The organism is Pseudomonas sp. LRF_L74 (genome assembly GCF_965644255.1).
Taxonomy (GTDB): domain Bacteria; phylum Pseudomonadota; class Gammaproteobacteria; order Pseudomonadales; family Pseudomonadaceae; genus Aquipseudomonas.
This window is the reverse complement of record NZ_CBFFRH010000008.1, coordinates 134,042-158,995: the sequence shown is the minus strand read 5'-3', so window position 1 is coordinate 158,995 and position 24,954 is coordinate 134,042. Positions and strand designations below refer to the sequence as shown.

The 24,954-nt window shown below is 63.4% G+C and carries 20 protein-coding genes; 7 read left to right on the top strand and 13 right to left on the bottom strand.

Going from position 1 to position 24,954, the window contains the following annotated elements; genetic code table 11:
- The 3 genes from ACSZPK_RS20420 to ACSZPK_RS20410 are packed head-to-tail and all read right to left on the bottom strand — an operon-like array spanning position 1 to position 1,294.
- On the bottom strand, positions 1 to 405 hold the full coding sequence (locus tag ACSZPK_RS20420; RefSeq protein WP_437883360.1) for a hypothetical protein: 405 nt from the start codon (positions 403 to 405) through the stop codon (positions 1 to 3).
- Positions 406 to 423: 18 nt separating this feature from the next.
- A complete protein-coding gene (locus tag ACSZPK_RS20415; protein WP_437883359.1) occupies positions 424 to 642 on the bottom strand; it encodes a hypothetical protein in 219 nt (72 codons plus the stop codon).
- 46 nt (positions 643 to 688) lie between these two features.
- A complete protein-coding gene (locus ACSZPK_RS20410) occupies positions 689 to 1,294 on the bottom strand; it encodes a type III secretion protein (protein ID WP_437883357.1) in 606 nt (201 codons plus the stop codon).
- Between the two features lie 301 nt (positions 1,295 to 1,595).
- Between ACSZPK_RS20410 and ACSZPK_RS20405 the strand changes: the two genes are divergently transcribed.
- Together ACSZPK_RS20405 and ACSZPK_RS20400 are read left to right on the top strand one after the other, a co-directional pair.
- Positions 1,596 to 2,372: a tetratricopeptide repeat protein gene (locus ACSZPK_RS20405; protein WP_437883356.1), complete on the top strand. Its 777-nt coding sequence runs from the start codon at positions 1,596 to 1,598 to the stop codon at positions 2,370 to 2,372.
- A 220-nt stretch (positions 2,373 to 2,592) separates the two neighbouring features.
- On the top strand, positions 2,593 to 4,200 hold the full coding sequence (locus ACSZPK_RS20400) for a methyl-accepting chemotaxis protein (RefSeq protein WP_437883355.1): 1,608 nt from the start codon (positions 2,593 to 2,595) through the stop codon (positions 4,198 to 4,200).
- A gap of 1 nt (position 4,201) precedes the next feature.
- On the opposite strand, the gene ACSZPK_RS20395 is transcribed toward ACSZPK_RS20400, so the two are convergent.
- The gene (locus ACSZPK_RS20395; RefSeq protein WP_437883354.1) at positions 4,202 to 5,593 is read right to left on the bottom strand and encodes an amino acid permease; all 1,392 of its coding nucleotides are present in this window, start codon (positions 5,591 to 5,593) and stop codon (positions 4,202 to 4,204) included.
- Between the two features lie 210 nt (positions 5,594 to 5,803).
- On the opposite strand from ACSZPK_RS20395, the gene ACSZPK_RS20390 reads away from it, so the two are divergent.
- Complete coding sequence (locus ACSZPK_RS20390) at positions 5,804 to 6,580, top strand: AraC family transcriptional regulator (protein WP_437883353.1); 777 nt, start codon at positions 5,804 to 5,806, stop codon at positions 6,578 to 6,580.
- An 84-nt stretch (positions 6,581 to 6,664) separates the two neighbouring features.
- Here the strand turns inward: ACSZPK_RS20390 and aldA are convergent, their stop codons facing one another.
- Positions 6,665 to 8,107: an aldehyde dehydrogenase gene (gene aldA / locus ACSZPK_RS20385; protein WP_437883352.1), complete on the bottom strand. Its 1,443-nt coding sequence runs from the start codon at positions 8,105 to 8,107 to the stop codon at positions 6,665 to 6,667.
- A gap of 195 nt (positions 8,108 to 8,302) precedes the next feature.
- A complete protein-coding gene (locus ACSZPK_RS20380; protein ID WP_437883351.1) occupies positions 8,303 to 10,483 on the bottom strand; it encodes a PQQ-dependent dehydrogenase, methanol/ethanol family in 2,181 nt (726 codons plus the stop codon).
- 448 nt (positions 10,484 to 10,931) lie between these two features.
- Here ACSZPK_RS20380 and ACSZPK_RS20375 point away from each other — a divergent pair, with 448 nt between their 5' ends.
- Positions 10,932 to 13,061, top strand: coding sequence for a TonB-dependent siderophore receptor (locus ACSZPK_RS20375; protein WP_437883456.1), 2,130 nt, complete (start codon positions 10,932 to 10,934; stop codon positions 13,059 to 13,061).
- A 58-nt stretch (positions 13,062 to 13,119) separates the two neighbouring features.
- Here ACSZPK_RS20375 and ACSZPK_RS20370 read toward each other — a convergent pair whose 3' ends face one another.
- The 3 genes from ACSZPK_RS20370 to ACSZPK_RS20360 form a co-directional block, all read right to left on the bottom strand.
- Positions 13,120 to 13,563, bottom strand: a complete 444-nt coding sequence (locus ACSZPK_RS20370; RefSeq protein WP_437883350.1) for an N-acetyltransferase family protein — start codon at positions 13,561 to 13,563, stop codon at positions 13,120 to 13,122.
- A gap of 232 nt (positions 13,564 to 13,795) precedes the next feature.
- Positions 13,796 to 15,316: an acetaldehyde dehydrogenase ExaC gene (gene exaC / locus ACSZPK_RS20365; RefSeq protein ID WP_437883349.1), complete on the bottom strand. Its 1,521-nt coding sequence runs from the start codon at positions 15,314 to 15,316 to the stop codon at positions 13,796 to 13,798.
- Positions 15,317 to 15,718: 402 nt separating this feature from the next.
- A complete protein-coding gene (locus ACSZPK_RS20360) occupies positions 15,719 to 17,752 on the bottom strand; it encodes an FAD-dependent oxidoreductase (protein WP_437883348.1) in 2,034 nt (677 codons plus the stop codon).
- Positions 17,753 to 17,956: 204 nt separating this feature from the next.
- Between ACSZPK_RS20360 and ACSZPK_RS20355 the strand changes: the two genes are divergently transcribed.
- Positions 17,957 to 18,886, top strand: a complete 930-nt coding sequence (locus ACSZPK_RS20355) for a hydrolase (protein WP_437883347.1) — start codon at positions 17,957 to 17,959, stop codon at positions 18,884 to 18,886.
- Positions 18,883 to 19,926 carry an AraC family transcriptional regulator gene (locus ACSZPK_RS20350; RefSeq protein WP_437883346.1) on the top strand — a complete coding sequence of 348 codons (1,044 nt, stop codon included), beginning with the start codon at positions 18,883 to 18,885 and terminating at the stop codon, positions 19,924 to 19,926. The genes ACSZPK_RS20355 and ACSZPK_RS20350 overlap by 4 nt, the downstream gene beginning before the upstream one ends.
- Before the next feature lie 257 nt (positions 19,927 to 20,183).
- On the opposite strand, the gene epsC is transcribed toward ACSZPK_RS20350, so the two are convergent.
- The 3 genes from epsC to ACSZPK_RS20335 all read right to left on the bottom strand — a co-directional run bounded on the left by epsC (position 20,184) and on the right by ACSZPK_RS20335 (position 23,057).
- A complete protein-coding gene (gene epsC, locus ACSZPK_RS20345; RefSeq protein WP_437883345.1) occupies positions 20,184 to 21,143 on the bottom strand; it encodes a serine O-acetyltransferase EpsC in 960 nt (319 codons plus the stop codon).
- Between the two features lie 95 nt (positions 21,144 to 21,238).
- Positions 21,239 to 21,895, bottom strand: coding sequence for a YceH family protein (locus ACSZPK_RS20340; RefSeq protein WP_437883344.1), 657 nt, complete (start codon positions 21,893 to 21,895; stop codon positions 21,239 to 21,241).
- Positions 21,896 to 22,019: 124 nt separating this feature from the next.
- Positions 22,020 to 23,057, bottom strand: a complete 1,038-nt coding sequence (locus ACSZPK_RS20335) for a diguanylate cyclase (protein ID WP_437883343.1) — start codon at positions 23,055 to 23,057, stop codon at positions 22,020 to 22,022.
- A 181-nt stretch (positions 23,058 to 23,238) separates the two neighbouring features.
- Here ACSZPK_RS20335 and ACSZPK_RS20330 point away from each other — a divergent pair, with 181 nt between their 5' ends.
- Entirely contained in the window at positions 23,239 to 23,895 is a 657-nt protein-coding gene (locus tag ACSZPK_RS20330; RefSeq protein WP_437883342.1) for a COG3650 family protein, read from the top strand.
- 9 nt (positions 23,896 to 23,904) lie between these two features.
- Here ACSZPK_RS20330 and ACSZPK_RS20325 read toward each other — a convergent pair whose 3' ends face one another.
- Positions 23,905 to 24,906 (bottom strand): type I glyceraldehyde-3-phosphate dehydrogenase, encoded by a 1,002-nt coding sequence (locus tag ACSZPK_RS20325; RefSeq protein ID WP_437883341.1) that lies wholly within the window; start codon positions 24,904 to 24,906, stop codon positions 23,905 to 23,907.
- Positions 24,907 to 24,954: the final 48 nt, after the last annotated feature.

Here is a 24,954-nt window from a genome sequence, read left to right as displayed (position 1 = left end):
TCACTGACCACGCAGCAGGGTATTGGCGGCGCCGGAGATCTGCGTCGCACCGCGCACCACCATCTGCGTTTCGATGGCGTGGTCGAACATCATGCTCAGGGAGCCAACGACCTGTTCCAGGTGCTTTTCCTGCAACGTCGGTGCAGGGTCCTTGACACTGGCAGCGGTCTGGCCGTCCAGCGCCAGCGGCGATGGCCGAGCGCTGAAATCGTTGGCCTTGTCAGCGAACTGACGGGCGCGATTGAGGTAGCCATCGAGGTTGTTCAGCACGCCCTCGCTCAACTGGCCGGGGCTGGTGCCCTGGGGCATGCCCTGGGCCTGGCGCGCCATGTGTTCGAACAGGCTCTGTGACGCCAACTCCTGCCCTGGTACTGCAGCGGTGGCGACTCCGATGGTTGGCGTCATAGTGGCGTCCTCGGCGGATTATTCGTCCGACATGGCTTCGTTGAGGATGTCGTTGGCGCGCGGCATGATGATCATCTGCCCGCCCACGGTGATCGCCCCGGTGATCAATTGCTCTTCGAAGTCGGCATCGGACAGCTCGCCCTCCGCGTTCTCGATGGCATCGTTGAAGCTCTGTTCGTTGACCGATGCGTCGGAGCCGTCGGTAACGGCACTGCTGTCGACTGGGTTGATGGACATGAGTGTCTCCTTCTCGGTTGATGTGCCATTGGCACGGGATCTGGAGTCAGCGCCTGTCGCTGACCACTTCCGTCTGGGCACCACCGCGGAACACGCGTACGCCGGATTCGCTCCGCTCCGGGCCAGCGCTACGCGCAACGGGACGCAAGGCGTCGAGGCGCTGCTGCACGCGGTCGAGATAACCCGGCGGCCCGGATGCCGTGAGCAGGCCGTCGCCATTGAAGCGGCTGGTGATCTGCGGGCTGGCGTCGGCGGCGAGATCGGCCATGGCGTGCCGTACGCTGCCCGCGTCGAGTGCGCGCACGTCATAGCTGCGGCTGCCGATATCCGCCTCGCGGTCGATGACCAGGGCCGAACCATCGCGGTACCAGAGCAGCGCGTTGCTGCTGGCCACGCGGGCAAGGAATTCGCCGGCTGTCGCCGCACCGATGTCGCCATGCACCCTGCCTTCGACCTGGCGCGAAACGATCACCGGCATATCGAGGTTGCGGCCGAATTCGCTGAGCACGCCGCGCACGTCCTGGTCGATGACCCGGTAGGCATAGGGCCGCTCGCGCCAGTCTTCGGCGAAGGCGTCGCAGCTCATGCAGGCAAGCAGCACCATGAGCAGATGGCGCAGAGAGGGGTGGCTGTCGTGGCGGTACGAATGCATGTGCCTTTCCGTGAGGCACGCGCAGCGCACCTCCTTGCAGATAAGGTCCATCCTGGTACGAGCGACGACATCGGCGGCATCCTGCTGCCGAAACGCTGGAGCGAGATGCGCTGTAAGCATCTCGATACCGAACGAAGTATCACGGCACTAGATGACAGGTTCGTTGCAAAGGAAGCGCGTATGCCCGTGCAGTGATCGAGCGCACGCTCTGCCCGCCAGGGTTGTCCGGGCGTGGTGGCTGTAACCGAAGTGTCATCTGGGTCTGGCCCAATCGGGCGTTCATGATCACGGGAGATCGACCTTGCCTCGCCCCAGCCCTTGCCTCGGATTGCTCTGCCTGTGTTTGTTCGGTTGCGCGTCGAAAGCGCCTCTGGAGCAGGACCAGCAGCGCTTGATGACCCTCGCGGCCCAGGTCCAGCAAGGTGGCGACCCCGTTTCGGCCGCCGCGCTGTACGAACGTGCCGCCAACGCCAGCGAGGCATCGCCCGAGGTCTTGATTGCCCTGGGCAACGCCAGGCTTGGCGCAGGCGACAGCCAAGGCGCAGCCAAGGCGTTTCGCAAGGCACTGAGCAAACGCGAGAACGATCCCCAGGCACTGCTCGGCCTCGGCTCGGCGGAACTGCGCCTCGGTCAGGTCCAGCGCGCCGAACGCTTGTTGGCCATGGCCGCACCGGTGTTGAAAGACCGGGTCGCCTACAACCGCCTTGGCACGGCCCAGGTGCTCAACGGCCAGTTCAACCAGGCACTGCAATCCTACGAACTGGCCATGCAGAAAGAGCCGGGCAACCTCGACGTGCGCAGCAACCATGCCCTGGCCCTCGCCCTGGCCGGCCAAGGCACCAAGGCCAGTCGCGAAATAGCCAGCGTCACCGCCTCGCCGCTGGCCGAGCCGCATCACTTCAAGCAGGAAATGCTGGTGCTGACCCTGGCCGGCAACGACATCCGTGCCTGCCAGGCACTCGCCGACCTGGACGACACCCAGCGCGACAATCTGTTGCACCAGGCCCAGGCCATCCGCGCCATTGCCGATCCCGCGCAAAAGGCACGGGCCATCGGAGTGCTGGCAGCGGGTAACTGACCACAACCGATCGATGCATAACCCGCGATACAGGTTCGAGCACACGCCCGCCTGGCGCTAAATGCTTGAGCATGCTCCAACTGCCGCCACGGCGCCCGCAGCGAATGTCGACAGGCTGTTAGGGTCTGTTGACGTTTCGGCGCAAGCTGCGTTGTCGCGACAAAACGCCAACAGACCCTATGCTTAGAGCCAACTCTCCCGTCGCGTGCAGGTCGCCACCATGAACATTCGCCAGAAGATGATCGCCAGTGGTCTGCTCAGCGTGGTGGCCGCCGCGGCATTGGGCGCGGTCGGTTTCTGGGGGCAGACCCGGCTGGCGGGCGCCCTTGCGGAGAACGAACTGAGCGTCACCGCCCTGCGCAACCATCTGGAAGGCGACATGATGCATGACGCCCTGCGCGCCGACGTGCTTGCCGCCTTCGCGGCACAGCCCGGGGACAAGGCGGCGACCGATCAGATACGCAGCGACCTGCATGATCATGCGGCATGGTTCCAGCGGGCCATGGATGCCAATGCCAAGCTGCCCCTGGCGACTGAAATCCATCAGGCCATCACACAATCCCAGCCGGCCCTGGCCACCTATATCGACCAGGCCACGCGGGTGGCCGAACTGGCCTTGAGCGACAGCCAGGCGGCACGCGCGGAAATGGCAGCGTTCCAGAAGAGCTTTGCCGAGCTGGAAGAAAGGAACGAAGCCCTTAGCGGCCTGATCGAAAACCATGCCGCCCAGGTGCGCAGCGCCAGCCAGGCATCGGTGAGCCTGGCCGCATGGCTGCTGGTGATCGGCATCCTGCTGGTATGCGTGCTGCTGGGCTTGATCACCTGGCACCTGATGCGCAGCGTGCTGCGCCCACTGGAGCACTCGGTGAAGACCGCACAGGCAATCGCCGCGGGCAACCTGCGAACCGCCATCCAGGCGCATGGCAACGACGAAGCCGGCCAGTTGCTCGGGGCGTTGGCCGACATGCAGGGCAATCTGCAGCAGATGATCGATAGCATTCGCCAGCAGGGCGAGTTGCTGCAACACACCGTGCAAGACCTGAACGCGACCTCCCAAGGCATCCTGCAAGACTCCAACGAACAAGCCGACAGCGCCTCCAACATGGCCGCGGCCATGGAGCAGATGATCCAGAACATCGCCCAGATAGCCAGCCACGCCTGCGATGCCCAAGGCATTTCGGCGCAATCCGAGCAACTGGCCGGCAGCGGTGGCCAGGTCATTCTCAGCGTGGTCGACGGCATGAATCGCATTGCCGACGCGGTCAACCAGTCCTCGACGACCATCACCGAACTGGGCCATTCATCCGAGGAAATCCACTCGATCATCCAAGTGATCAAAAGCATCGCCGAACAGACCAACCTGCTCGCCCTCAACGCGGCCATCGAAGCGGCCAGGGCCGGCGAAGCAGGCCGTGGCTTCGCCGTGGTCGCCGACGAAGTACGCGGGCTGGCGGCACGCACAGCGCAATCGACCCAGGAAATCACCGCCATGATCGAGCGCATTCGCGCCAGCACCAGCCAGGCCGTCGACAGCATGCAGACCGGCGTGCAACGGGTCAGCGACGGGGTCGGCCTGGCCCGTGAGGCCGGCGAGTCGATCAGCGAGATTCGCGGCGGCGCGCAACGTGCGGCCCAGGTGGTCGAGGAGATTTCCCACACCATCGGCGAACAGAGCAAGGCCAGCAACGAGGTCGCCCAGCGCGTCGAGCAGATCGCCCAGATGGCCCAGCACAACAGCCGTGCGGTGAATCAGTTGGCGGCGTCGGCGCAGAGCCTGGAACAGGTGGCGCAGAACATGCAGAGTGCCGTCCTGCGCTTCCAGACCTGATTCAGGCTTTCGCGGTCGCCGACAGGCGCAGTCGGTAGCAGACCCAGAGCAGCAGCATCCACAGCGGAATCGCATACACCGAGGCACGAATGCCGTCGATCATCGCCATGACCACCAGGATGAACGCGACGAACGCCAGGCACAGGTAGTTGCTGAACGGGTACCAGAACGCCTTGAAGCCAGGCTCGATCCCCTTGCCCCGCATGGCCTTGCGAAAACGCAGGTGGATCAGGCTGATCATCGCCCAGTTGATCACCAGCGCGGCGACCACCAGGGACATCAGCAACTCCAGCGCATCCTTGGGCAACACGTAGTTGACCAGCACGCACAACGCCGTGACCAGCGCCGATACGCCTATGGCCAGTACCGGCACGCCACGCCGGTCGACCTTGAGCAGCGCCCTCGGTGCATCGCCCTGCTCGGCCAGGCCGTAGAGCATGCGGCTGTTGCAATACACACCGCTGTTGTAGACCGACAGCGCCGCCGTCAGCACCACGAAGTTGAGGATATGGGCCGCGGTATCACTGCCGATCAGCGCGAAAATCTTCACGAACGGGCTGCTGCCATAGGGATCGCCTGCGGCATTCAGGCTGCTCACCAGCTCATCCCACGGGTACAGCGAAAGCAGGATGCTCAGGGCGCCGACGTAGAAGATCAGGATGCGCCAGACCACCTGGTTGATGGCCTTGGGGATCACCGTCCTCGGTTCGCTCGCCTCGGCGGCGGTGATGCCCACCAATTCGAGGCCGCCGAAGGAAAACATGATGATCGCCATCATCATCACCAGCCCCTGCACGCCATGGGGGAAGAAACCGCCATGGCTCCACAGGTTGCTGACCGATGCCTGGCTGCCACCCGTACCGCTGAGGAGCAGATAGAGGCCGAGGATGATCATGCCGATCACCGCCGTCACCTTGATGATGGCGAACCAGAACTCGGCCTCGCCGAACGCCTTGACGTTGGCCAGGTTGATCAGATTGATCAATACGAAAAACGCCGCCGCCGTGGCCCAGGTGGGGATTTCCGGCCACCAGTACTGCACGTACTTGCCGACCGCGGTCAGCTCGGCCATGCCCACCAGGACGTACAGCACCCAGTAGTTCCAGCCGGAGAAGAAGCCGGCGAAACGTCCCCAGTAGCCATGGGCGAAATGGCTGAAGGAACCGGCGACCGGCTCCTCGACGATCATCTCACCGAGCTGGCGCATGATCAGGAAGGCGATGAAACCGCCGATGGCATAGCCGAGGATCATCGACGGGCCGGCGCTCTGGATCACCCCGGCCGAGCCGAGGAACAGGCCGGTGCCGATGGCGCCACCGAGGGCGATGAGCTGGATGTGGCGATTCTTCAGGCCCCGGTTGAGGGTGCCGGTGTGCAGTGCTTCGCGGGTCATGAACGGACTTCACCTGTGGTCGGACCCGCCAGGTTCGTGGCCTGGCGGAATGGCGCCGATGCTCCTTCGTGATGGGCAACGGGTAATACGCGGGTCGCGGTCGAAACGGCGCGCATTGTACACCGCGACCGGAGCCTGCATGCACCTTGCCTTTTCACCTGCCGGCGGCACCGCTACCATCGGCTTTCCCCAGCCAACCGACTGCCTTGCATGGCCCGTGCGACGCCACCCGACCTGAACGCCAGCGCCCTGCCCCTGCGCGCCCTGGCCCGCAGCTACCCGCGTGGCCTGTTCATCGAGCCGCACCAGCATGAGTGGGGGCAACTGCTGTATGCGATGTCCGGGATCATGTGGGTGGAAACCCCGCACGAGGCCCTGGTCGTGCCGCCACAGCGCGGAGTCTGGCTGCCGCCCGGCGTTGCCCACGGCATTCGCGTGGTCTCCGAGCTGGAGATGCGTAACATTTATCTGAGCCCGGAACTGGCGCAATCGCTGAAGACCGATGTCCAGGTGTTCGAGGTCAGGCCATTGCTGCGCGAACTGATCCTCGCCCTGGTCGAACAGGAGCGCCAGCAGGAAGCCCCCTACTACCGTGCCCTGGTCGAGCTGGGCGTGCTGGAGCTACGCCGCGCCCGCCGTTCACGGCTGCGCGTGCCGCTACCGGACGGCAACGACCGGCGTCTGCTGCAACTGTGCCAGGCGGTGATGGCCAACCCGAGCCTGGCAACCTCCTTCGACCAACATGCGCAAGGCACCGGGGCCAGCGTGCGCACCCTGGCGCGCCTGCTGCAACGCGAACTGGGCATGGGCTTCGCCGAATGGCGCCGCCAGGTACAACTGGCGATAGCGGCGGCGGCCTTGATCGAGGGCCGCGCCGTCAACCGTATCGCCCATGAACTGGGCTACCAGCCCGCCAGTTTCAGCGAGATGTTCCGCCGCGAGCTTGGCGTCACCCCTTCCGAGTACCGGGCACACGGCCCGGACTAGAGTCGGTGCCCGCTTCGTCTCCAGGGTCTGTTGACGTTTCGTCACGACCGCGCCGAGTCGACAGCCCCTGGCCCATCCCGGCCTTCAGCTTTGTTCCTGCACGTATACCACCTGGGTACGGGTGTATTCGTACAGGCCGTGCTTGCCGTCGGCGCCACCGATGCCCGACTTGCGGGTGCCGGCATGGAAGCCCTGCATCGCCTCGAAGTTCTCGCGGTTGATGTAGGTCTCGCCGAAATCCAGCTCGCGACTGGCCTTGAGTGCAGAGCTGAGGTTGCGGGTGTAGATCGACGAAGTCAGACCGTACTCGCTGTCGTTGGCCAGGGCGATGGCCTCGTCGAGGCTGTCGACGATCTGGATCGGCAGCACCGGGCCGAAGATCTCCTTGCGCATGATCTCCATGTCCGCCTTGCAGCCGGCCAGCACGGTCGGCTGGTAATGGAAGCCCTTGCCCTTGTCCGCCACCGCGCCGCCGGTGACCAGCTGTGCGCCGTTGCCGATAGCGGTCTTGACCATCTGTGCGACCTTGTCGAGGCCGGCCTGGTTGATCAGCGGGCCCATGTCCAGATCGGCCTCGACCGAGGGGTCGCCGTAACGCGTGGTCGCCATGGCGCTGGCGATCTTGTCGATGAACTGCTCGGCGACCTTGCGCTCGACATAGACGCGCTCGGCGCAGTTGCACACCTGCCCGGTGTTGATCACCCGCGAGGCCTTGATCGCATTCACCGCCAGTTCCAGGTCGGCATCGGCCAACACGATGGCCGGCGCCTTGCCGCCCAATTCCAGGTTCAGCTTGGTGATGTGCGGCGCGGCGGCGGCCATGATCCGCGAGCCGGTGCCGACGCTGCCGGTGAAGCTGATCAGGTCCACCCCGGCACTGCTGGTCAGCGCCTGGCCGGCCTTGGCGCCGGTGCCGCCGACCACGTTGAACACGCCCTTGGGCAGGTCGGTCTCGGCCACCAGCTTGGCGAACTCGAAGCAGTTGATCGGCGTCTCTTCGCTGGGCTTGATCACGATGGTGTTGCCGGTCAGCAGCGCCGGCGCCATCTTGCGCGCGATGAGGAAGAACGGGAAGTTCCACGGCAGGATGCCAGCCACCACGCCCAAGGGCTTGCGCAGCAGAAAAATGTGTTCGTTGGCGCGGTCGCTGGTCAGCACCTCGCCTTCCAGGCGGCGCGCCCACTCGGCCATGTAGTCGAGGTAATCGGCGGTGAAATTGACTTCCACCAGCGCCAGACCCGGCACCTTGCCTTGCTCGCGGGTGATGATCTTCGCCAGACGCTCGGCGTTGTCGCGCACCTTGCTGGCGATCTTGCGCAGGTAACCGGCGCGCTCGATGGCCGGCCTGGCGGCCCAGCCCTTCTGTGCCTTGCGCGCCGCGGCGATGGCGCGCTCGACCTGCTCGGCGCCCGCGCTGGGAATGCGTGCGAGCAGTTCGGCGTTGGCCGGGTTGAGCACCTCGATCAGCTCGTCGCTGCCGCTGAAGGCGCTGTCGATGTAGTTCTGGTAGGTGATTATGTCGCTCATCCTGTCTCTCCTGTCCAAGAACCTGTTCACGATCTGCTGCGCGTCGGCTAAACGGCGTTGAAAACACCTTCGGCATGCTCATTTACAGCACGTAAACTCCGCTGCCTCAGGCGTTTTCGCCCCCGTTTATCTCTAGCTCGCGAGACCCTGAATAGGTTCTTAAAATGAGGCGCCCTAACAGCGGGCGCCGAAAGGTCAATTGCTCGCGGTTTTCTTGGCTTCGCCCTGCTGCTCCTGCAGGTCGTAGGCGCGCTTGATCAGGTACTGGTGCACCGCCTCGGCCTGTTGCAGGTCGAGATGGCCCTGGAACGACGGCATGCCGTCAGGAATGCGCCCGCCGTAGATGATGCCGAGGAAGCGCTCGTGGTTTTCCTTGCTCATGGTGCGCAGGTCCGGCACCACGCCGCCGCTGATGGCGTTGATGCCATGGCATTGCGAGCAGCTTGAGTTGAACAGTTCGCGGCCCTGGTCGATCTGCGCCGTGGTGCCGGTCAGCTTCGGCGGCTCGGGCTTGCGCTCGGCGAACCTGTACTTGAGGTCCGGCAGCTTGGCGGTGCCGCCGAGCTTGTAGGTCAGTACCTGGGCATTGGGCTTGACCCCGGCGCGCAACGACAGCGCCCCGGCGAAGGTGGAAAACGCCCCGCCCCAGCCGGCCATGAAGGTCACGTACTGCTCGCCATCCACCTCATAGGTCACCGGCGCGGCCATCACCCCGGTATTGGCTGGCGACTCCCACAGTTTCTTGCCGTTGTCGGCGGCATAGGCCACCACGCGGCCGTCGGCGGTGCCTTCGAACACCAGGTTGCCGGCGGTACTCAGGGTGCCGCCGTTGAAGATGGTGCTGTATGGCACTTCCCAGGCCGCCTTCTGCTTGACCGGGTCCCAGGCGATCAGCTTGCCGGTCCAGGTGTCGGCGATCTTGCGCAGGCCCTCCGGGTCCTCAGGCATCATTCCGGTATTGACGTCGAGCTGGTAGATGCTCTTGAACGTGGAGCGCGGCGGCGCGCCATCGACGTCCTGGTAGTAGGCCGACATGATGTGCGCCGGGATGTAGACCAGGCCGGTACTCGGGTTGTAGGACATCGGCTGCCAGTCGTGGGCGCCCCAGAACGCCGGCTGGATGATCCGTGCCTTTTTCTCCGGGTCTTTCCAGTATTCCGCCACTTTCTCGTCGCGGATCGGCCGGCCGGTCTTCAGGTCCACGCCTGTGGCCCAGTTGATCGGGATGATGTTCTTCGCCGACAGCAGCTCGCCGGTGGCGCGGTCGATGACGTAGAAGAAGCCGTTCTTCGGCGCCTGCATCAGCACCTTGCGCTTTTTACCTTCCAGCTCGAGGTCGACCAGCATGATGTGCTGGGTGGCGGTGTAGTCCCAGGCGTCGCCGGGGGTGGTCTGGTAGTGCCAGACGTACTCGCCGTTGTCCGGATTGATGGCGACGATGGACGACAGGAACAGGTTGTCGCCCTTGCCTTCGCTGCGAATCCGCGGGTTCCACGACGAGCCGTTGCCGACGCCGATGTACAGCAGGTTCAGCTCGTGGTCGTAGGACATCGAGTCCCACACCGTGCCGCCACCGCCCTGCTTGACATAGTTGTCGCCGAACCAGGTCTTGGCGGCAATCTCCATGCCCTTGCCCTTGGGCATTTCCTTGGGGTCGCCGGGCACGGTGAAGAAGCGCCAGTCCTGCTTGCCGGTCTCGGCGTCATAGGCGGTGATGTAGCCGCGCACACCGAACTCGGCACCGCCGTTGCCGATGATCACCTTGCCTTTGACGATACGCGGCGCGCCGGTGATGGTGATGCTGCGCGACGGATCGGTGCGGGTATCGACCGACCAGACGCGCTTGCCGGTCTTGGCATCGATGGCCTCCAGGCGACCGTCGAGCACGCCGACGTAGACCTTGCCGTTCCACACCGCCACGCCACGGTTGACCGCATCGCAACAGGCCTCGCCGGCGCGCGAGCGGTCCGACTGCGGGTCGTACTTCCACAGCAGCTTGCCGTTGCGCGCATCCAGGGCGTAGACGATGGAGAACGGCCCGGTGGTGTACATCACGCCGTCGACGATGATCGGCGTGGCCTCGACGCCGCGGTCGATGTCGAGCTTGTAGCTCCAGGCCAGGCCCAGGCCGCCGACGTTCTTGTCATCGATCTTCTTCAGCGGGCTGTAGCGCTGCTCGTCGTAGGTACGCCCGGTGGTCATCCAGTTGCCCGGTTCGCTGTCGGCGTTGGCGATGCGCTTGCCATCCACGGCGGCGGCCTGGGCCATCGACGAGCAGGCGACGCCAAGGGCAACGGCGGCGAACAGGGTTTTCATCGAGGCGATCACTGGCGGCATCCGCCCACCGTGACGCCGCATCAGGCCAGTCTGGTTCATCGTCGATTCTCCGATTCTTATTAGGGCCACGGCATCGCGCCGCAGTCCAAAGGCATGGAGCAACCGCTGTGCCAGCGCTGCGTTTCAGGTCGGCAAGGCGCGTAGTAGAGGGGATTCGTGAACCTGCCAGGTATCAGCGCGGTAGGTTGTGGCGAAGGCAAGTGTTGCAGAGGTGGGACAGGTCACCGGTGGATTGCGACAGGTGCGTCATGCAGCGCACTGAGCAGGATCACCAGGCAAGAACTCTTGGCATATCAGGCAGGCAAACAGGCTCAGGCGCGCGCAGCTCATCATTTTTTCCACGCTGATCTTTTTTGTTACGAAAAATCCTGACAGACTATTTGTTAATAATTCTCATAAGCAATATTTATATCAGTCAGTCGGGAGCTCTCGTATGTCGCACCTAATTCCACTGCGTTACTGCAACCCCTCACGCAATCTTCTGGCGATGGCCATCTGCATGGCGACTTTGGCTCCAGCCACGGCCCTGGCCGATGACAATGCCAGCGACCCGGACAACTCTCAGCCTGCGACCATCGAGTTAGGCGCAACCGAAATCATCAACAGCCAGATGAGCAGTGTCACCGAAGGCACCAGTTCCTACACCACCGGCGACATGGCAACCGCAACCAAGCTGCCGCTGACAATGCGCGAGACACCGCAAGCCACCACTGTCATCACCCGCCAACGCATGGACGACGAGGCCATGACCAGCATCAATGATGTGGTCAGATCCACGCCCGGGCTGTTCCTCGACTACTCCAACGGCCCCGGCCGACAGGCGTATTCATCTCGTGGCTTCGATATCGACAACCTCATGTACGACGGTATTCCCAGCGGCTACACCGGCTGGGTGGTTGGCGCCCAACCCAACCTGGCCATGTTCGATCGCGTCGAAGTGGTACGAGGGGCCACGGGCCTCGTGACAGGCGCGGGCAATCCTTCGGCGGCAATCAACCTGGTTCGCAAACGTCCGCTGGCGGAGCAGAAAGTCACTCTGACTGGTTCGGTGGGTCGTTGGGACAACTACCGTGGCGAGATCGACGCCTCCAGCCCGCTCAATGAAAGCGGCACCTTGCGCGGTCGAGTGGTGGCGTCCTACGACGATGCAAACAGCTTCATCGATGACGTGGAAGAAGATCACGGCCTGTTCTATGCGATCACCGAGGCGGACCTGAGCGAAGACACGAGCCTGAGCATCGGGTTTTCGCATCAGAAGGACAGGACCAACTACTTCTGGGGCTCGTCGATGGTAGGCCTGGACGGTCATCACCTTGACTTGCCTCGCTCTTACAACCCCGGCACCGATTGGGAAGACAAGAAACAGGAAATCAACACCGTATTCGCCGAGGTCCGCCAAGGCCTGGCCAACGACTGGAAACTTCAGATCAACGCCAGTTACTCCGAACAGAACGCGCTGTTCTCAGGCTCCTACCAGTCACGCTGGGCTACCGATGCCAGCCTGGCGCGGACGGTCTACCAGTCGACCCATGACGAAAACCAGGCCGGCCTGGACGCCTTCGCCAGCGGGCCCTTCGATGCCTTTGGGCGCACGCATGAACTGGTGGTGGGTGCCAGTGAGCGCATTTATGACATGACGAGCCATGACTATTCCCCGTATGACACCAACTGGCCACTCAATGCGGGTAAACCGAACTTCATTCATACCGGCAACAGCCGCGAAGTGACCACCCAGGATGGCATCTACCTGACCACGCGCCTGAATCTTGCTGACCCGCTGAAGCTGATACTGGGCGGGCGTCTCGACTGGTATGACTACGATAACCGCGATGGTGACGGCGACTACAAAGTCACTCGCAATGTCACCCGCTATTCCGGCCTGATTTACGACCTGGACGATCATCATTCGGTCTACCTCAGCTACAGCGATATCTTTACGCCACAGAGTTCCAAGGACGTCACCGGCACCCCGGTCAAACCTATCGTCGGCAAGAACTACGAGATCGGTATCAAGGGCGAGTACTTCGATGGCGCGCTGAATGCGAGTCTTGCGCTGTTCCGCGTCGATCAGGAAAACCGCGCAGTCGAGGTAACCGTGGCGAATTGCCCGCAGACATCTTGCTACGAGGCCTCGGGAGAGGTACGTAGCCAAGGTATCGATATGGAACTGCAAGGTGCGCTGACCGAGAACTGGCAGATCGGCGCCGGCTATACCTATGCACGTGCGCACACCATCAAGGATGACGCGAACCCGCAGAACGAGAACCAGCGTTTCGATACCGACACGCCGGAACACATGTTCAAGCTGTCTACCTCTTACCGCTTCCAGGGCCCACTGGAAAAACTGCGCGTCGGTGGCAGCGTCTACTGGCAAAGTCGCATGTACAACGATATCGAGCTGCTCGATGGTAGTAATTACAGGCTCAAGCAAGGTGCCTACGCGATTGCCGACCTGATGGCTGGCTACCGGGTGAATCAGAACCTGGACCTGCAGCTCAACGCCAATAACATCTTCGATCGCAAGTACTACTCGTCCATCTCCAACTCAGTGCTCTATGGCGGCGATACCTACGGTACGCCGCGCGACCTGACACTGACCGCGAAGTACACGTTCTAAGTGTTCCAGGCGGCGCATGGACGCGCCATCGCAGGCAAAGCTCACCGATGGAGTGCGATCAACATTGACGCGCGTATCGAAGATACCCATGGGCATCGACTCCGTTGCGGAAGAAACCGGCTTCTTCATAGAGGAATCTTGCCGGATTATCAGCACGTACGCTCAAGCTCAGATGGTTGAAGCCCTGGCGTCGTGCGCTGGTCATATATGCATCGAGCAAAGCGCGGCCAACGCCTTTGCGCCTGAAACCCTGAGTGACATTGATCGTACAAAGCTCCGCGCAGGACTGCTGCGCTGTCCACAACGCATATCCGGCGAACTGGCCATCAACGACAGCGACCGTCAGCCGCTCGAAATTCTCGGTCCAGCGGGTAAGGTGCCGCTCCAGTTGCAAGCGCCATGACCCCTCATGATCTGGCTCCCAGCACCGGATATAGTCCTGTTCGCCCCGGTAGATGGATGGAAGATCGGTAACACGGGCTTGCCTTAATTCGAGCGCCATCCTGAAGCCTCATCTGTGCAATGCACGATGATGCAGCGACCGTCACTTCCTGACCACAACCCTCATCAATTTCTGTACGCGATACCTGCCCTGCCCCGATAAAAAAACGCGGCCAAAGCCGCGTTTCGATATCACTCGCCGAACCTGACGAATCACACCTGCTGAAGGTGCACCGATAAAGATGTCTATCGGATGGCCAGCCTCCCACAGAAGACCGGCCAAATGCTTTGAATCAGAAGAAACCCAGCGGATTGATGTCGTAGCTGACCAGTAGGTTCTTGGTCTGCTGGTAGTGGTCGAGCATCATCTTGTGGGTTTCGCGGCCGACGCCGGATTTCTTGTAGCCACCGAACGCGGCGTGCGCCGGGTACAGGTGGTAGCAGTTGGTCCATACGCGCCCGGCCTTGATCCCGCGGCCCATGCGGTAGGCGCGGTTGATGTCGCGGGTCCACACGCCGGCGCCCAGGCCGAACTCGGTGTCGTTGGCGATGGCCAGGGCCTCGGCTTCGTCCTTGAAGGTGGTGATGCCGACCACCGGGCCGAAGATTTCTTCCTGGAACACGCGCATCTTGTTGTTGCCCTTGATCAGGGTCGGCTGCACGTAGTAACCGGTGGCCAGGTCGCCTTCCAGCTTCTCGACGCCGCCGCCAGTGAGGATCTGCGCGCCTTCCTGCTGGGCAATGTCCATGTACGAGAGGATCTTGTCGAACTGCTGCTGCGAGGCCTGGGCACCGACCATGGTCTCGGTGTCCAGCGGGTTGCCGCGCTTGATCGCCTTGATCTTCTTCATCACCACTTCGAGGAAGGATTCGTAGATCGACTCCTGCACCACCGCGCGCGACGGGCAAGTGCACACTTCGCCCTGGTTGAAGAACGCCAGGACCAGGCCTTCGGCGGCCTTTTCGATGAACTGCGGCTCGGCCTGCATGATGTCTTCGAAGAAGATGTTCGGCGACTTGCCGCCCAGCTCCACGGTGCTCGGGATGATGTTGGCGGCGGCGCACTTCATGATGTGCGAGCCGATCGGGGTCGAGCCGGTGAAGGCGATCTTGGCGATGCGCGTGCTGGTCGCCAGCGCCTCGCCGGCCTCGCGGCCGAAGCCCTGGACGACGTTGAGCACGCCTGGCGGCAGCAGGTCGCCGATGATTTCCATCAGCACTGTGATCGACAGCGGCGTCTGCTCGGCTGGCTTGAGCACGATGGCGTTGCCAGCGGCCAGGGCCGGAGCGAGTTTCCAGGCGGCCATCAGCAGCGGGAAGTTCCACGGGATGACCTGCCCGACCACGCCCAGTGGCTCGTGGAAGTGGTAGGCGGCGGTGTGTTCGTTGATCTCGGCGGCGCTGCCTTCCTGGGCGCGGATGCAGCCGGCGAAGTAGCGGAAATGGTCGGCGGCCAGCGGCACGTCGGCATTCAGGGTCTCGCGCACGGCCTTGCCGTTGTCCCAGGTTTCGGTGACAGCGAGCAGTTCGAGGTTGGCTTCGATGCGGTCGGCGATCTTCAGCAGCACCAACGCGCGGTCCTGCACCGAGGTCTTGCCCCAGGCATCGGCGGCGGCGTGGGCGGCGTCCAGGGCTTTCTCGATGTCCTCAGCGCCGGAACGGGGGAATTCGGCGATCACTTCGCCGGTGACCGGCGAGGTGTTGGTGAAGTATTCACCCTTGACCGGTGCGACGAACTCGCCGCCGATGTAGTTGCCGTAGCGCGGCTTGAACGTGACGATGGCGCCGGCAGAGCCTGGGTTTGCGTAGATCATGTGCGAGGCCTCTCTTGTTGGTCCGGGCCCGCTCCCGGACGCGGAGCAGGTCATGCACCGATCTTAGTCAACGCTCCGCGCCAGACGGTATGGGCCCATGGCATGGATGGCCTACTTCCTTGGTAGTAGACGCCCGTTAGAGACGCTGAGGGCCGAACGCCGGACGAAAAAGCGGAGGGCCTCGTAGGGCTATAGAGGTTTCACTCTGAATGACGGCTTAGAGGCAATTGCGTTCGACTCGGTCCTCACTCAATCGTCATTCCCGCGAAGGCGGGAATCCAAATAAAAAAGCGCTTCTGGGTTCCCGCCTTCGCGGGAATGACGGCTAAACACACCGTGCAAGAAAGGCAATCGCGTGTACGTCCGCTCCTGCCTCCAAGCGGCCCGCCCGAGGCATCACCATCAAATCTGCGCAGCCAACCGCGATCCCTGATTGATCGCACGTTTGGCATCCAGCTCGGCAGCCACGTCGGCACCGCCGATCAGGTGCACGTTCTGCCCCGCGGCCAGCAACCCGTCCTGCAATTCACGCAGCGGGTCCTGGCCGGCGCAGACGATCACCGTGTCCACCGCCAGCACCTGCGGCTCGCCATCGGCGACGCGAATGTGCAGGCCGTCGTCATCCACCTTGAGGTACTCGACGGCATTGAGCATCTGCACCTGCTTGTTCTTCAGGCCCGCGCGATGGATCCAGCCAGTGGTCTTGCCCAGGCCGTCGCCGACCTTGCTGGTCTTGCGCTGCAGCAGGAATACCTGGCGCGCCGCCGGGTGCACCTCGGCCTTGATTCCGGCGATTCCGCCGCGCGCTTGCAGGTCCGTGTCGATGCCCCACTCCTTCCAGAACGCCTCGCGATCCAGGCTGGTAGAGGGACCGGCATGGGTGATGAACTCGGCAACGTCGAAGCCGATGCCGCCGGCACCGATCACCGCCACCTTCTGGCCCACCGGCTTGCGTTGCAGGATGGCGTCCAGGTAGGTGATCACCTTGGCGTGGTCGATACCCGCAATCGCCGGCGTGCGCGGCACGATGCCGGTGGCCAGGAGGATTTCGTCGAAGCCGCCCGCGACCAGGTCGTCGACACTCACCCGCGTGTTCAGGCGCAGGTCCACACCGGTGCTTTTTAATTTGTTGGCGAAGTAACGCAGCGTCTCGTGGAACTCCTCCTTGCCCGGCACCCGCTTGGCCACGTTGAACTGGCCGCCGATCTCCGGCGCCGCCTCGAACAGGGTCACCCCGTGGCCGCGCTCTGCGGCCACGCTGGCAGCCGCCAGGCCGGCAGGGCCGGCGCCGACCACGGCGATCTTCTTCGCCTGTGCCGCCTTGGTATAGTTCAGCTCGGTCTCATGGCACGCCCGCGGGTTGACCAGGCAGGTGGTCAGCTTGCCGCCGAAGGTGTGATCCAGGCAGGCCTGGTTGCAGCCGATGCAGGTGTTGATCTCGTCGCCCCGCCCGGCCGCCGCCTTGTTGACGAAATCCGGGTCGGCGAGGAACGGACGCGCCATGGAAACCATGTCGGCATCGCCCTCGGCCAGTACCTGCTCGGCGACTTCCGGGGTGTTGATGCGGTTGGTGGTGATCAGCGGAATGTTCACCTCGCCGCGCAGCTTGGCGGTGACCTTGGTGAACGCCGCGCGCGGCACCTTGGTGGCGATGGTCGGGATGCGCGCCTCATGCCAGCCGATACCGGTGTTGATCAGGGTCGCGCCGGCGGCTTCGATGGCCTTGGCCAGGGCGACGATCTCTTCCCAAGTGCTGCCGCCCTCGACCAGATCGAGCATCGACAGGCGATAGATGATGATGAAGTTCGGTCCCACCGCCGCACGCACGCGGCGCACGATCTCCAGCGGCAGGCGCATGCGGTTCTCGTAGCTGCCGCCCCAGCGGTCAGTGCGATGGTTGCTGTGGGCCGCCAGGAACTGGTTGATGAAGTAGCCTTCGGAGCCCATGATCTCGACGCCGTCGTACTCGGCCTGCTGCGCCAGCGTGGAGCAGGTGACGAAGTCCTGGATCTGCTTCTCGATGCCCTCCTCGTCCAGTTCCCTGGGCTTGAACGGGTTGATCGGCGCCTGGATCGCGCTGGGCGCCACCGACTTGGGGCTGTAGGCGTAGCGACCGGCGTGAAGAATCTGCATGCAGATCTTGCCGCCCGCCTCATGCACCGCCCGGGTGACGATGCGGTGCTTGTCGGCCTCTTCGGCGCTGGTCAGCTTGACCGCGCCGGCATACACCCCGCCTTCCTCGTTCGGACCGATACCGCCGGTGACCATCAGGCCGACACCACCGCGAGCCCGCTCGGCAAAGTAGGCCGCCATGCGCTCGAAACCACCGGGTTTCTCTTCCAGCCCGGTATGCATGGAGCCCATCAGGGTGCGGTTGCGCAAGGTGGTGAAGCCCAGCTCCAGCGGGGCGAGCAGGTGCGGATAGGGAACGCTCATGGATAGTCTCCAGAACAGGCTGCATATTTCACGGAATGCCGCGGTCTCTATGGAGCGCGGTCGGTTATTGAATGCACGATAGTGAGAGACCCGAGCTCGCTCAATGATCGAAATTGACAAGTTACTGATCCAATCGAGCAGCGGAACTTGGCTTTGCCGGTCGACTTCCCTACCCTGTGCGCAAACCCGGAACACCTCGGAACCATGCGAAAACTGCTGATCATCCCACTCATCGCCCTGCTTCTCTGTGTGAGTGGCGCCTATGCCGTATGGATACGCGAGACGTCCACCAGCCACTTCCTCTCGGACCTGAGTAGTGCCATCGACAGCGATCACGGCACTGCGAACGGCCAGGCCAACCTGCTCAGCCTCGACCCGGCCCTCTATCCGGCCGACTATCAGAGCCCCGAACGCCTGCGCCTGAAACTCGCGGCCGCGTTGGACAAGGCCCGCGAGACCGGCCTGTTGACCCCCAGGACCGTCGTCGCCCTGCCTGACCAGATCGGCACCTGGCTGATGCTTGGAGGCGAGAAACCCCAGCTTTACAGTGCCCGCTCGTTCGATGAAGCGCGCCATCTGTTCAGCCTCAACAACCCTGTGGCGCTGACCCGTACCTGGCTGCTCGCCGACAAGGGCTTGTCACTGCCCGAACTGCTGCTGCGCATGAAGGCCCAGCAGGCCGCCGATGACTACCTGCGGTTGTTCGGCGAACTGGCCCGCGACTACCGCATCACCCTGCACGCCGGCAGCATCCTGCTGCCGGAACCACGCATGGAGGGCCCGCGCCTGAAGACCGGCTACGGCAATCTGTACAATTTCAGCCTGACCTTCGACGCCGACGGCATGCCGCTGCAGCCGGCCTACAGCCAGCCCTGGCCGGCCGCCAGCGATGCTCAGGCGGTGCAGGAGGAACAGCTCGGTGACGCGCATCTGACAGTCCTGCGCAGCGGCCCGATCAGTACCCTGCAACTCACCAGTCTCGAACGAGCCGCCAGCGGCGCCACCCTGTTGCGTGGCCAATTGTGGGCCGTTGAAGCCGGCGGCCTGCGCCTGGAACTGACCGCGCCCACGGCACGCCAGGCCAAGGGCGCGCCGGCCACCTATCTGCACAATCGCTGGCTCGGCGAAGGATGAGCCGGCCACGCGTACGGCTCGGAGATTTGTCCGTCGGTTTCGTCCATGGACTGGCAGCGGCGCTGGCCAGCGGTGGCCAGGACGCCACTGCGTTGCTCGCTCAATTCGGCCTGGACGAACAGCGCCTGGGCGAAGCCCAGGGCCGCCTTTCCATTCCTCGCTTCATGCGCCTTGGCCACGCCGCCATCCAGCTCAGTGGCGACCCGGCCCTGGGGCTGGAAATGGCTCGGCATGGCCGCCTCGCCCACCTCGGGCTGGCTGGCGTCACTGCGGCGCAAGCGCCCAACCTGCGTGAGGCGGCACGCGCACTGACGCGTTTCGAGCCGCTCTACGCGCAGAACTATCGCGGCCAGTCCAGCTTTCATGAAGACCGTGACGGTGCCTGGCTGCGCTTCTATTCGATCAGCCCATACAACGCCTACAACCGTTTCGTCGTCGACTCCGTACTCGCGGGCTGGCATCACTATCTGCGCCAGGTGAGCGGCGAACGATTCGCGCCGCTCAAGGTTCAGATCGAATACCCCGCGCCGGCACATGCCAGCCGCCATGAACAGAGCTTCGCTTGCACGGTGGAGTTTTCCGCCGCGTGCAATCAACTACGCCTCGACCACGCCACGCTCGCCCTGCCCGTGCGCGAACACTGCCCCAGCACCTGGCAGCAGTTGCTGGGGCTGTGCGAACGGGAACTGGAGCTGCGTACGCGCACCCGCAGCCTGCGCGAGCGCATCACCCAACTGCTGGGCCCGCTGCTACACGGTCGCGAACCGGATCTGGAGGACATCGCCACACGCCTGCAAATGCCGGCCTGGACACTAAGGCGCCGGTTGGCGGAGGAAGGCACGCAGTACCGTGCGATCCTCAACGAAACCCGTCGGGACCTGGCAATGGCTTATATCAGGGATACCGAACTGGCATTCGGCGAGATGGCTTACCTGCTGGGGTTCGCCTCGGCCGAGGCGTTCCAGCGGGCCTTCAAGCGGTGGAGCGGATCGACGCCAGGGGAATTTCGCCGCCAGCAGCGCCGGCAGGCGCCGAACTAGAGTTCGGTCGCATCTTCGGCCGGTTCGACATGATCCTGCTCGATCGCACGGTATTCGAGCAGCTCTTCGACATAGTCATCCATCGGTTGATTCTCCTTGCATGTGACGATTCAGACTGAAACAGAGACCATGCAGGCAGCCTGAAGATTCCATGTGACAGTCGCATTACGCGAAAAAAATCACGCATCCGGGACAAACGAACGGAGTCGCCGGGAATTTCCACGCCCCCGGCAGGCAAAGCCTCTCTGAAACAACCATCAACCCATGCAATCGCCAGAACTGCGTGAGGTCGCCTGGCTGATACTGCTGTCGGCGGGCACGCTGCGGGTCAGCCAGACGTTGCCACCAATGGTCGATCCCGCACCGATGGTGATACGCCCGAGGATGGTTGCACCGGCATAGATCACCACGTCGTCCTCGACGATCGGATGGCGCGGTTCGCCTTTGTGCAGCAGGCCGGTCTCGTCGGCGGTGAAGCGCTTGGCGCCCAGGGTCACCGCCTGATAGATACGCACGCGATTGCCGATGATCGCGGTCTCGCCGATGACCACCCCGGTGCCGTGGTCGATGAAGAAGCTCTCGCCGATCTGCGCGCCCGGGTGTATGTCGATGCCGGTGGAGGAATGCGCCAGTTCGGCACTGATACGCGCCAGGAGCGGCAGGCCGGCGCGATAGAGGTGATGGGCCAGGCGATGGTGGATGACCGCCAGGATTCCCGGATAGCACAGCAGCACTTCGTCGACGCTGCGCGCCGCCGGGTCGCCCTGGTAGGCCGCGGTCACATCGCTGTCGAGCAGACGGCGTATGGTCGGCAGCGCGGCGGCGAAGTCGCGGACGATCCGAATCGCCTGATCCTCGCTATCGGTGCCCGGCTTGCCCAGTTGCCGGGCGGTATGGCGGATTTCCAGACGCACCTGGCCGAGCAAGCGATTCAACGCACGATCCAGAGTGTGGCCGACGTAGAAATCCTCGCTTTCCTCGCGTAGGTCACTAGGGCCGAGACGCATGGGGAACAAGGCGCTGCGCAGGTCATCGAGAATCTCGGCGATCGCCTGCGGCGATGGCAACTCACGACCGCCCAGCTCACGTGAGCGGCCACTGTTGCTGCGCCATTCATTACGAGCCTCACGCAGTTGCTCGACGATCTGCCCCAGTTGCCAGCTCACCGCCCCGCCCTCGGCACGGCCTGCATACTCATCGGACGCTTTCTTCGACATCGGACTTCCTCAAACACCTGGTCACGGTAGTAACGGACACACACTGTAAGCGAGCTTGCCGTCCTGAAACAGCCCGTGTTGAAGCCGGCAAGGGCTCAAGTGCCGGCTTCGATACGGGCGAGACGCTCTTCCAGCGCCGCGATGCGTGCTTCGAGTTCAGCGATGCGCGCATCGTCGGCCTGGCTGCGCGCACCACCCGCGTCGCCATGGCCGCGGCTGGCCAGCAGGGCCTCGAGATCGGCCGGGTCGCCCAGGGTATGCATGTAGCGGTCCTCACGCTGGCCGCTCTGGCGCGGCAGTTGGATGACCAATGAGCGAGCGGCCAGTCGCTCCAGTTGATGAAGCACCTCGGCCGCCTCGTCGAAGGTGTACAGGCGCGAACTGCGCGTAAGTAGTTCATTGGCGGTCTGCGGTCCGCGCAGTAGCAGCAGGCCGATCAAAGCCAACTGCGGCTTGACCAGTTCGAGCGTCTTTTCCGCGCGCTGCTCCCAGCGATCGGCCCGGCCGCCCATCACCAAGTGGGTCAGGCCGCGCCCTTCGAGACTGCGCAAGGCTTGTCCAACCTGGCCTTCGGTGACATTCATCAGCGGCTCGCGGCTGGTCTTCTGGTTACAGGCCAGCACCAGGGCGTTGACGGTCAGAGGATAGGTTTCCGGGGTCGTCGCCTGTTTTTCGATCAGGCTGCCCAATACACGGACTTCGACGGCAGTAAAGGGCTCCGGGGCGCCCGCAGTTTCTATATCGCTGGTCATGACTGCATCCTGGCAGAAAGGGAGATTGAGGTTGATCGACGGTTCACGCCAGGCTCTTTGTCTTCGTGATTCAGGGCAGGCGGCAGCCGGATAACGCGAAGCCTGCCACAGCGTGGCAACGGCGTCAGCAGCCGCTGGCGACCTGATCACGCCCCTGCGTCTTGGCCCGATAGAGCGCCTCGTCGGCAAGCTGCAACCATTGGCTGGCACTGGAATGCTCCAGGTCGTAGCCGGCCAGGCCGATACTCAGGGTGAAGCGCACGGCCGGCAAGGACTGCGCCTGCACCTGTCCGAGACTACGGCGAATGCGCTCCATGATCTCGCCGGCACGTTCGAGCGAGGTATGCGGCAGAATCACGCAGAACTCGTCGCCACCATAACGCCCGGCCAGGTCGCCTTCGCGCAGGTTGCTTTGCAGGTGCTCGCTGAGCAGGCGCAGTACGCTGTCGCCGACCAGATGCCCCAGGCGGTCGTTGATGTCCTTGAAATGGTCGATATCGATCAGCGCCACGCAAGCACTGCGTGAGTCGCGGCGGCAATGGTCGAACTCTCGCTGCAGCAGGTCCTTCCAGTGCCCATGGTTGAACAGATGGGTAAGGCTGTCGGTGCGGCTTACCGCCCGCAGCACCTGCTTGTGCTCGGCCAGCTTGATCGCCAGGCGATAGCTGACCATGCCCAGCGCCAAGGGATAGAACACCAGCATGGGCAGGCAGGTGTAGAGCTCCGCCGGGCTCGTTTGCGGGCTGAAATGGGCACCGAAAACCAGCATGCCCAGCAGTGCGCCAAGCACCTGGCTCAGGCTGCCAGCGAGGAAGAAGCGCAAACCGCCGGCAGCGATATTGTTCATCGCCATCATCGACAGGATAGTCACGCTCGGCAGTGCGTTGAACTGCATCGCCGCGACCCAGAAGCCACCGCACAACGAATCGCACAGAAGATTGCGGTACTCGGCACGGTATGGCTGGCGTGACAAGCGTGCCCACTGAAATGCCAGGTGCGGCCAGACGAAACCATTGGCGACCAGCAGGAACCAGGCCCATAACGGTTTCGGCTCGTTCCAGAACACGGCGGCGACGCAGAAGAAGCCGACACCAAGCCCGATGGCCCGGGGGAAATAGATACGCTTAGCGAAAGACAGGCCCGAACCTGGAGGTCTTTCCATTCACACACTCGACCCTGCGGTATGACGGAGAACATGACTATAACCCAGGGCCTGCGGCCTTTCATCCGGCCTTGCGGGTATCGCCCCGCCATCGGTGCCACGGCGGCCCGCTCTTGAGATCAGCGGTGACTCTGGGTAACGTGGCCATCCCTTCCGGAGAGCCCCGACCATCATGTTCCGCATGCGCCTGCTGATTGTTCTTCTGCCCCTGCTCGCTGGTTGCCAGGTGTATACAGGTCGCGACAGTGCGCCCCCTGTCGATCAGCGTATGCAGGGCGAGTTGAGCCGCCAGGGGGATCAGTTGCTGTTCCAACCCTGCGAGGAGAAGCGCCGTTTCAGCGTAAACGTGCACCAGAGCGATGAGCTGGCCGTGGATGCCAACAGCCTGTTCGCCGACGGTGCGCAGAACCTGTTCGTCGACTTCAGCGGTCAGTTGGGCCCCGGTTCGGTGGCCGATAGCGACGGGCAATTCACGCCGGGCCAGGTCTATCGCCTGCAGCAGGACGGCCCGATCTGCAACGTGGCGAACTTCGACAAGTTGATTCTCCAGGCGGGTGGCGATGCGCCACGCTGGAGTGTGAAGGTCGCCGGCTCCGGGCTGGTCCTGCAGCGCGCCGGTCAGGAACCGCTGGCCCTGCCCTATCTGGAAGAGTCGCTGCCGGGCGGCAGCTACAACCTGAGCAGCGAGGCCAACGGCCACAAGCTCGACCTGTGGCTCGCCCCGCAGCATTGTGTGGACGCCAGCAGCGGCGACGTGCAGCACCTCAGCGCCGAGCTGCGCCTGGATGACCAGGTGCTGCGCGGCTGCGCCTACTTCGGTGGGGCGCGCAACAACTGAGCCCGGCGTTTATGGTTTGAACCAGGCCAGCAGCACATCGAGCATGCGGTTGGCGTAAGCCCATTCGTTGTCGTACCAGGCCAGCACCTTGACCAGGTTGTCGCCCTGTACCCGGGTGTGGTTGAGGTCGACCACGCAGGACACTGGATAAGCGTTGAAGTCACTGGAGACCAGCGGAAGGTCGTTGCACTCCATGACGCCCAATGGAAGTTGCCGTGATGCCTTGAGCAGAATGTCGTTGATCGCCGCGCGACTGGTCGGGTATTCGCTGTTGAACGTCAGGTCGAGCAGCGAGACATTGGTGGTCGGGACCCGCACCGCAATGCAGTCCAGGCGCCCGTTCAACTCCGGCAGGACCTTGGCGATGGCCTTGGCGGTAGCGGTCCTGGCCGGGATGATCGACAGCGGCGCGGCGCGGGCGCGGTATGGGTCCGCGTGAGTACCATCGACCAGGTTCTGTTCGCTGGTATAGGAATGCATGGTGGTCAGCATGCCCTGGCGAATGCCCACCGCGGTGTGCAGCACGGAAGCCAGGGGCGCCAGGCACTGCGTCGTGGCAGAAGCATTGGAGACGACCTGCTGGTTACCGAGCAGGCTGTGATTGACGCCGTAGACCACCGTCAGGTCGGCAGTATCCAGGGGATGCGACAACAGTACCCGTGGCGCGCCGGCCAGCAGATGCTGTTCGACCTGGGCACGTTTCTTCATCTTGCCCGTGCATTCGAGCACAACGTCTACCGCCAGGTTCTTCCACGGCAGCGCGCTGGCATCGCGCTGGTTGAACAGGCGGATGGATTGACCGCGTACCTGCATCACATCGTCGTGCAGGTCGACCTGGCCGAGAAAGCGGCCAAAGGTGGTATCGAAACGGGTCAGGTGGGCGATGCTGGCGAAGTCGCCAACCTCGTTGATCGCTTCCAGGCGCAACTGGTTCTCCAGCCCACGCTCGAACAAGGCGCGCAGCAGGGCGCGACCGATACGGCCATATCCATTCAGGGCAATGCGCAGCATGACGTTCTCCGTTGCTGGACTCGCTACAGCATAGCGCCTGTTCATGGC

Bases quoted from the DNA above. Each gene is read 5' to 3' on its own strand.
- ACSZPK_RS20420 (WP_437883360.1), bottom strand. From the start codon at position 405: ATGACGCCAACCATCGGAGTCGCCACCGCTGCAGTACCAGGGCAGGAG.
- ACSZPK_RS20415 (WP_437883359.1), bottom strand. From the start codon at position 642: ATGTCCATCAACCCAGTCGACAGCAGTGCCGTTACCGACGGCTCCGAC.
- ACSZPK_RS20410 (WP_437883357.1), bottom strand. From the start codon at position 1,294: ATGCATTCGTACCGCCACGACAGCCACCCCTCTCTGCGCCATCTGCTC.
- ACSZPK_RS20400 (WP_437883355.1), top strand. From the start codon at position 2,593: ATGAACATTCGCCAGAAGATGATCGCCAGTGGTCTGCTCAGCGTGGTG.
- ACSZPK_RS20395 (WP_437883354.1), bottom strand. From the start codon at position 5,593: ATGACCCGCGAAGCACTGCACACCGGCACCCTCAACCGGGGCCTGAAG.
- ACSZPK_RS20390 (WP_437883353.1), top strand. From the start codon at position 5,804: ATGGCCCGTGCGACGCCACCCGACCTGAACGCCAGCGCCCTGCCCCTG.
- aldA (WP_437883352.1), bottom strand. From the start codon at position 8,107: ATGAGCGACATAATCACCTACCAGAACTACATCGACAGCGCCTTCAGC.
- ACSZPK_RS20380 (WP_437883351.1), bottom strand. From the start codon at position 10,483: ATGAACCAGACTGGCCTGATGCGGCGTCACGGTGGGCGGATGCCGCCA.
- ACSZPK_RS20375 (WP_437883456.1), top strand. From the start codon at position 10,932: ATGGCCATCTGCATGGCGACTTTGGCTCCAGCCACGGCCCTGGCCGAT.
- ACSZPK_RS20370 (WP_437883350.1), bottom strand. From the start codon at position 13,563: ATGGCGCTCGAATTAAGGCAAGCCCGTGTTACCGATCTTCCATCCATC.
- exaC (WP_437883349.1), bottom strand. From the start codon at position 15,316: ATGATCTACGCAAACCCAGGCTCTGCCGGCGCCATCGTCACGTTCAAG.
- ACSZPK_RS20360 (WP_437883348.1), bottom strand. From the start codon at position 17,752: ATGAGCGTTCCCTATCCGCACCTGCTCGCCCCGCTGGAGCTGGGCTTC.
- ACSZPK_RS20355 (WP_437883347.1), top strand. From the start codon at position 17,957: ATGCGAAAACTGCTGATCATCCCACTCATCGCCCTGCTTCTCTGTGTG.
- ACSZPK_RS20350 (WP_437883346.1), top strand. From the start codon at position 18,883: ATGAGCCGGCCACGCGTACGGCTCGGAGATTTGTCCGTCGGTTTCGTC.
- epsC (WP_437883345.1), bottom strand. From the start codon at position 21,143: ATGTCGAAGAAAGCGTCCGATGAGTATGCAGGCCGTGCCGAGGGCGGG.
- ACSZPK_RS20340 (WP_437883344.1), bottom strand. From the start codon at position 21,895: ATGACCAGCGATATAGAAACTGCGGGCGCCCCGGAGCCCTTTACTGCC.
- ACSZPK_RS20335 (WP_437883343.1), bottom strand. From the start codon at position 23,057: ATGGAAAGACCTCCAGGTTCGGGCCTGTCTTTCGCTAAGCGTATCTAT.
- ACSZPK_RS20330 (WP_437883342.1), top strand. From the start codon at position 23,239: ATGCGCCTGCTGATTGTTCTTCTGCCCCTGCTCGCTGGTTGCCAGGTG.
- ACSZPK_RS20325 (WP_437883341.1), bottom strand. From the start codon at position 24,906: ATGCTGCGCATTGCCCTGAATGGATATGGCCGTATCGGTCGCGCCCTG.